This is a genomic window from Flavobacterium koreense, assembly GCF_054776075.1.
Map to the genome: position 1 here is coordinate 685,016 of NZ_BAAHCF010000029.1, position 6,886 is coordinate 691,901.

A 6,886-nucleotide genomic window follows, 5' to 3' on the forward strand; every position below is an offset into this window, starting at 1 on the left:
ACAAATGCTAAATCTGAGTTGATTGCAAAAACTGAAACTATGAATAAAGAAAACATTTACCAATTTAAGGTTAAAGATTTAAGTGGCGATGAATTTGATTTTGCTTCTTTAAAAGGAAAGAAAATACTAATTGTAAATACGGCTTCTAAATGCGGATTGACTCCACAATACAAAGACTTAGAGGCAATTTATGAAAAATACAAAGACAAAAATTTTGTAATTGTTGGATTTCCTGCTAATAATTTTGGACAACAAGAACCTGGAACAAATGATGAAATTGGTGCTTTTTGTCAGAAAAATTATGGAGTAACTTTTCCTATGATGAGTAAGGTTTCTGTAAAAGGAAGTGATATGTGTGAATTGTATCAATTCTTAACTCAAAAATCTAGAAATGGTTTGCAAGACAGTCAAGTAGAATGGAATTTTCAAAAATATTTGATTAATGAAAATGGTGAATTAGAAAAAGTAGTTTCGCCACAAGTACTTCCTACAGATGCAGAAATTGTAGATTGGATTTCAAAATAAATAGAGAAAGAAATAAAATTAATCCCTTTGCTAGTAGTAAAGGGATTTTTTATGCGCAACGAATTAGTAGCTTCAAATAATTTTATTTACTTTTACACACCAAACAACCACTTCATTATGAGTCAAAAAATATTACTCACTGCAAAAGAAGTTAACATCATTCTACATCGTTTGGCTTGTCAGTTAATTGAGAAGCATCTTGATTTTTCTGAAACCGTTTTAATAGGTTTACAACCAAGAGGAAAGTTTCTGGCAGAGCGAATTAAGCAAATTTTAGAGCAAGAATATAAAGTAGCAAGCATTCAACTTGGTTTTTTAGACATAACATTTTTTAGAGATGATTTTCGTCGAGGTGAAAAACCATTAGAAGCCAATAAAACCCAAATAGATTTTTTAGTAGAAAATAAAAAAGTGGTTTTCATTGATGATGTTTTGTATACAGGAAGAAGCATTAATGCAGCTTTAACCGCAATTCAATCGTTTGGAAGGCCATCTGAAGTAGAACTTCTGACTTTAATTGACAGAAGATTTAGTCGCCATTTACCAATTCAACCCGATTATAGAGGAAGACAAGTAGATGCCATAAATAATGAAAAAGTGAAAGTTTGCTGGATTGAAAATGATGGTGAAGATGCTGTTTATTTGATTTAGAAAAAGTAATTACAACTACAACACAACTAACTATATAAATGAAAGAATTAAGTGTAAACCATTTATTAGGAATAAAATACCTTGTAAAAGAAGACATCGATTTGATTTTTGAAACGGCTGACCATTTTAAAGAAGTCATCAATCGACCAATTAAAAAAGTACCTTCTTTGAGAGATATTACTATTGCTAACATCTTTTTTGAAAACAGTACAAGAACAAAATTATCATTTGAATTAGCTCAGAAAAGACTTTCAGCAGACGTTATAAGTTTTTCAGCAGCACAATCATCGGTTAAAAAAGGAGAAACACTAATTGATACAGTAAACAATATACTTTCAATGAAGGTGGATATGGTGGTGATGCGTCATGCAAATCCTGGTGCAGCTTATTTTTTATCTCAAAATGTTAAAGCAAGTATTGTAAATGCTGGTGATGGCGCACATGAACATCCAACACAAGCTTTGTTAGATAGTTTTTCGATTAGAGAAAAATTAGGTGAAGTTGCAGGAAAAAAAGTGGTTATTGTAGGTGATATTTTGCATTCGCGTGTAGCACTTTCAAATATTTATGCTTTGCAAATGCAAGGTGCCGAAGTAAAAGTATGCGGACCAAAAACATTAATTCCAAAATATATTGAAAGTCTAGGAGTTTCTGTTGAACCTAATTTAAGAAAAGCTCTAGAATGGTGTGATGTTGCCAATATGCTTCGAGTTCAGAACGAACGCATGGATGTAAATTACTTTCCATCTACAAGGGAATATGCACAACAATATGGTGTCGATAAAGCGTTATTAGATTCGTTAAACAAAGAAATAGTAATCATGCACCCAGGACCAATAAATCGTGGAGTTGAAATTACTTCAGATGTAGCAGATTCTCAACAATCGGTTATTTTAGATCAAGTTGAAAATGGAGTTGCGATTAGAATGGCAGTGATTTATTTATTAGCTTCAAAAATAAAACAATAAATGAAAGTAGATCAAAAAGGACATACAACGACAATAAAAGATACTCAAGGAGATGTAAACTCATTTCTTGAAAAAGTAACACATGAGCACAATAGTTTTAAATCTCAAAATTTAATTCTAGACATTACTCATGATAAAGAAGTTACTTTAAAGGACATTAAATTGTTTTCTGATTTATCAAAAGCTCACCAAAAAGGAAAGAAATCATTCGTAATTGTTGCAGATGGTATTGATTTTAATGCTGTTCCAACAAAGTTAATTGTTGTTCCTTCTTTGCAAGAAGCTAACGACATCATAGAAATGGAAGAAATTGAACGCGATTTAGGATTTTAATCACCATTTGTCATTCCGAAGGAATCTCATCTTTTAATCAATACAATATTTATGAAACTAGACAACAAAACAATAGTATACATATATATAGGAGTTTTATTTATTTTAACTTACTTATTTGCTAGCAGATTAATTACAAGTTTAAAAACTCAAGAATTTGATTATTTAAGACTTTCAGTAAATCTTGGATTATTAATTTATATTATAATTAAAGTCGTGAAATTAGGTAAAATAGAGAATGATAAAACGGATTAGTTTTTATGATAAATATTAAATTAGCATATTTACTTTTAATTATCTCAATTATAGCGTTGATTTTTAGTGTTGTTTTCGGATTTTTAGATGGCAGATTTAATTATTTTGGTATTATTACAAATCTATTACTTATAATATCAATGGTGTATAATATTTACGCTATAAAAAAGAATAAAAATTGAAATTAACCATACTTGGCTGCTATGCAGCAACACCAAGAACTATTTCCAATCCAACATCTCAAGTTTTAGAGATTAAAAATCGTGTGTTTTTAATTGATTGTGCAGAAGGTACTCAAGTACAATTACGCAAAAGCAAAGTCAAGTTTTCTAAAATTAACCACATCTTTATTTCTCATCTTCATGGTGATCATTTTTATGGATTAGTTGGATTAATATCAACTTTTATGTTGCTCAACAGAGAAAGTGATTTAACTGTTTATGGTCCAAAAGGAATCAAAGAAATCATTCTACTTCAATTACGAGCTTCTGGTTCTTACACAGGTTATAATTTATATTTTCACGAGTTAGAATCCAATGAATCTGAAACTATTTTTGAAGACGATAGAGTAGTGGTTAAGACTATTCCTCTTAATCATCGTATTTATACCAACGGATTTCTTTTTCAAGAAAAAAATATAGAGCGAAAGTTAAATGTAGAAGCTGTCGAAAATTATGAAATAGATAAAGTATATTTCAACAAAATTAAATATGGTGGCGATATTACTTTAGATAACGGAACCATTATTCCAAATTCAGAACTAACTTTTGATCCACAAGTTGCTAAAAACTATGCTTTTTGTAGTGATACTATGTACGATGAATCTATAATTCCACTTATTGAAAACGTAGATTATTTGTATCACGAAAGTACTTTTCTAGAAAGTGAAGCCCATCTTTCAGAGCGAACTATGCATTCAACTGCCAAACAAGCCGCTACAATTGCTTTAAAAGCAAAAGTCAAACATCTAATACTTGGACATTATTCTACACGCTATGGCAACATAGAATACTTTAAAACCGAAGCTCAAACCATTTTTCCAAACGTTCTTTTGGCAGACGATGGAAGAGAATTTGAAATGGAGTAGGAGCGAATGGCTTGGTCTTTATCGATAATCCTTATTCCTGCTGCAGGAACTCGCTTTTTTTATTGCGTTGCCTGAGGTACTCGAAGGCAACGCAATAAAAAAGAGCTCAAACAATTCCAGCATCAGGGCTAAATAGTAATTCATTTTAACATTTGTTTCCGTTTTAAGAACAAAATCTCTTTAACTTTGTATCTATAAAAGCAATTTATAGTACAATGAAAGATTTAAGCAATTACAGAAAATCCTACGAAAAAAGTGAACTTTTGGAAACTACTATTCCAGAAGATCCAATCAATTTATTTAATAGATGGTTCCATGAAACCGAAGATTTAGATGATGTTGATGAAGCCAATGCCATGACTATTTCTACTATTGGTGTTGATGGATTTCCTAAATCTAGAGTCGTACTACTTAAAAAGTTTAACGAAGAAGGTTTTATTTTCTACACTAATTATGATTCAGAAAAAGGTCAAGCCATAGCAAACAACCCAAATGTTTGTCTTTCTTTTTTTTGGCCAAGTATAGAACGTCAGGTAATAATTAAAGGTATTGCAGAAAAAACTCCTACCAATGTTTCTGATAATTATTTCGATTCTCGTCCTACTGGCAGCAAGCTTGGAGCTATTGCTTCTGACCAAAGTAGGGTAATTGCATCTAGAGTTGTTTTAGAAGAGAAGTTAAGGGAATTAGAACAATATTATGACGGAAAAGAAATTCCAAGACCAACAAATTGGGGAGGATATTTAATTAGACCTCAAGAAGTTGAATTTTGGCAAGGTCGTCCTAATCGTCTTCATGATAGAATTAGATATCAATTGCAAGATGATTTTAACTGGAAAATAGAAAGGCTTTCATCTTAATTGTAAGAAAAGTTCTTATTAAAAAATAAAAAAGATGTATTTCATCGATTTTATTTGTCAGTTTAACGACATAGTAGTAATATTGTATAACCAAATCAGAGAAAACGTTCATACAATATTAACATAAAGATTTTTGCCCCACATCTATCTTTAAAAAACTTAACCTACTATTATGAAAGCAAAACTACTAAGATTGTTTGTGCCAATGGCATTGGTATTCACTATGATTTCATGTTCACCAGATTCTAAAGAAGAAGAACAAGCTCCAGCTCAATTAATCACTGATTATGATTACACTCAAGATGAGATGAAATTAGCACAAGTTATTAATGATTACAGAGTAAGTCAAGGTCTTAACTCTTTAGAAATAATCAATCACATTTCATACAAATCATTGGAACATAACCAATATATGATTGATAACAATGTAGTTAATCATGATTATTTTGAAGAGCGTTCAAACAATATTATACAAGTTTTGGGTGCTGTAAAAGTTGGAGAAAATATTGCGTATAATTTTTCTACCCCAAATGCAGCTTTGTATGCATGGCTACAAAGTCCTGGACACAAAGCAAATTTAGATGGTGATTATACTCACTTCGGAATATCTATTACAGTAAACCCTTCTACAGGTAAAAAGTATTACACTAATATGTTTATGAAAAAATAATTGATTTATAGTTTTGTTTGATTTTGAATTAAAACCATCTGTTTTACAGATGGTTTTTTTTATGTGTTTTTTTTCGTCATTGTTAACACTTATCATACAATAAAAGAAATGGTGATGCATGAACTTTACCAACGTTATTATCTTTTAAATCAATACTCTTTAAATAACCGATGGAAAGGGAACATAATTATAAAGAAGTTGTAGAAGGTTATTTAGATGTTACTTTCATCTTAGTTGCTTTCTTTTTTATTTCCTTAAATGGTTTATAATTTATGTTATTATCTGTACTTGTTTTTAATATATTAAATAAAGTATTTACGGAACAACCTTCAAATTGTTTACTACATACAGGCAAGTAAGAGGTAAAAAAAGAACCGCTCAATTACTTGAACGGTTCCCAGGGTTTAAACAATTGTATATTAAATAATCTACAATTTAGTAATAATAAATTCTGATCTTCTGTTGGCTTGGTGTTGGTCTTCTGTGCAACTTGATTGGTTTGTTGGTTCACATCCACAATCGTTTACTAGTTGCGACTCACCATATCCTTTTCCTGTTAGTCTTGATTTTGCGATGCCTTTTTCTACTAACCATGCAATAGTTGATTTAGCTCTTCTGTCAGACAAAGCCATATTGTATTTGGCTGTTTGACGACAGTCTGTGTGTGAACGAACATCAATCTCCATTGTTGGATTTTGTTCCATTACATCTAAGATTTTAGCCAATTCTACTGCTGCATCTGGTCGGATAAATGACTTATCTAAATCGAAGTAGATGATTTTGATTTTGAAAGCTTCTGCTAAGTTGTCTCCAACTTTAACTGGTTTTACAGCTTTCTCAAGTTCTACTGGAACAAATGATTTTCCAGATTCGTCTTTTGTAATGGTTGCTGTCTCTAAAGTATTGTACTCTGGCTTTTCTGTTTTGATGTAGTATTTTGTTCCACAATCAACTTTTCCAAAGTCAAACTTACCATCTTTATCTGAGATTACCTCTTGTAGCTTTTTGTAATTAGCATCTGATAATGTTACTCGTGCTCCAGAAAGTGGTAATCCTGATTCTTTATCCGTTACAACTCCAGTTAAGAATTGCTCACATTCTAGTTTCTTAGTTTCTTTAAATCTGTAGATGTCATCACCACCTTGTCCACCATCTCTATTTGAGGTAACATATCCTATTCTTGATGATGTATCGATAAGGTAAGCAAAATCGTCTTTCGAACTGTTTAATGGTTCTCCAACGTTTTCTACTTTCTTGTAGCTTCCATCAGCTTGTTCTTTGGCAACAAATACATCTAATCCTCCAAGTCCTGGATGTCCATCTGAGGCAAAATAAATTTCGTTCTCATTAGTCACCATCGGAAAAGTTTCTCTTCCTTCTGTGTTGATTACATTTCCAAGATTTGTTGGTGTACCGTAACTTCCATCTGATTTTATTTCAACTTTAAACAAATCTGATTGTCCTAAAGTACCTGGCATGTTTGATGCAAAATATAATGTTTTCTCATCTGCACTTAATGCCGGATGTGCCACACTAT

At 31.3% G+C, this 6,886-nt stretch carries 9 protein-coding genes; 8 read left to right on the top strand and 1 reads right to left on the bottom strand.

Translation table 11 applies throughout. The features are described from left to right. Window positions 1-18 precede the first annotated feature (18 nt). The 8 genes from ACYU7A_RS11505 (at window position 19) to ACYU7A_RS11540 (ending at window position 5,349) form a co-directional block, all read left to right on the top strand. Complete coding sequence (locus tag ACYU7A_RS11505) at window positions 19-525, top strand: glutathione peroxidase (RefSeq protein ID WP_460576704.1); 507 nt, start codon at window positions 19-21, stop codon at window positions 523-525. Between the two features lie 117 nt (window positions 526-642). Beyond that, the gene (pyrR, locus tag ACYU7A_RS11510; RefSeq protein WP_298309051.1) at window positions 643-1,176 is read left to right on the top strand and encodes a bifunctional pyr operon transcriptional regulator/uracil phosphoribosyltransferase PyrR; all 534 of its coding nucleotides are present in this window, start codon (window positions 643-645) and stop codon (window positions 1,174-1,176) included. Window positions 1,177-1,214: 38 nt separating this feature from the next. Then, entirely contained in the window at window positions 1,215-2,144 is a 930-nt protein-coding gene (locus ACYU7A_RS11515) for an aspartate carbamoyltransferase catalytic subunit (RefSeq protein ID WP_298119616.1), read from the top strand. After that, window positions 2,145-2,477, top strand: coding sequence for a ribonuclease Z (locus tag ACYU7A_RS11520; RefSeq protein ID WP_460576675.1), 333 nt, complete (start codon window positions 2,145-2,147; stop codon window positions 2,475-2,477). It abuts the gene before it with no gap. A gap of 51 nt (window positions 2,478-2,528) precedes the next feature. Beyond that, window positions 2,529-2,732 (top strand): hypothetical protein, encoded by a 204-nt coding sequence (locus ACYU7A_RS11525; RefSeq protein ID WP_460576677.1) that lies wholly within the window; start codon window positions 2,529-2,531, stop codon window positions 2,730-2,732. 178 nt (window positions 2,733-2,910) lie between these two features. Then, entirely contained in the window at window positions 2,911-3,819 is a 909-nt protein-coding gene (locus ACYU7A_RS11530; RefSeq protein WP_460576679.1) for a ribonuclease Z, read from the top strand. Between the two features lie 215 nt (window positions 3,820-4,034). Continuing rightward, a complete protein-coding gene (gene pdxH / locus ACYU7A_RS11535; protein WP_460576681.1) occupies window positions 4,035-4,679 on the top strand; it encodes a pyridoxamine 5'-phosphate oxidase in 645 nt (214 codons plus the stop codon). 172 nt (window positions 4,680-4,851) lie between these two features. Further along, on the top strand, window positions 4,852-5,349 hold the full coding sequence (locus ACYU7A_RS11540) for a CAP domain-containing protein (RefSeq protein WP_460576683.1): 498 nt from the start codon (window positions 4,852-4,854) through the stop codon (window positions 5,347-5,349). A 428-nt stretch (window positions 5,350-5,777) separates the two neighbouring features. Here the strand turns inward: ACYU7A_RS11540 and ACYU7A_RS11545 are convergent. Next, window positions 5,778-6,886 (bottom strand): OmpA family protein (locus ACYU7A_RS11545; RefSeq protein ID WP_460576685.1); only part of this gene is annotated, 1,109 nt, incomplete at its 5' end.

Bases quoted from the DNA above. Each gene is read 5' to 3' on its own strand.
- ACYU7A_RS11515 (WP_298119616.1), top strand. From the start codon at position 1,215: ATGAAAGAATTAAGTGTAAACCATTTATTAGGAATAAAATACCTTGTA.
- ACYU7A_RS11540 (WP_460576683.1), top strand. From the start codon at position 4,852: ATGAAAGCAAAACTACTAAGATTGTTTGTGCCAATGGCATTGGTATTC.
- ACYU7A_RS11525 (WP_460576677.1), top strand. From the start codon at position 2,529: ATGAAACTAGACAACAAAACAATAGTATACATATATATAGGAGTTTTA.
- pyrR (WP_298309051.1), top strand. From the start codon at position 643: ATGAGTCAAAAAATATTACTCACTGCAAAAGAAGTTAACATCATTCTA.
- ACYU7A_RS11520 (WP_460576675.1), top strand. From the start codon at position 2,145: ATGAAAGTAGATCAAAAAGGACATACAACGACAATAAAAGATACTCAA.
- pdxH (WP_460576681.1), top strand. From the start codon at position 4,035: ATGAAAGATTTAAGCAATTACAGAAAATCCTACGAAAAAAGTGAACTT.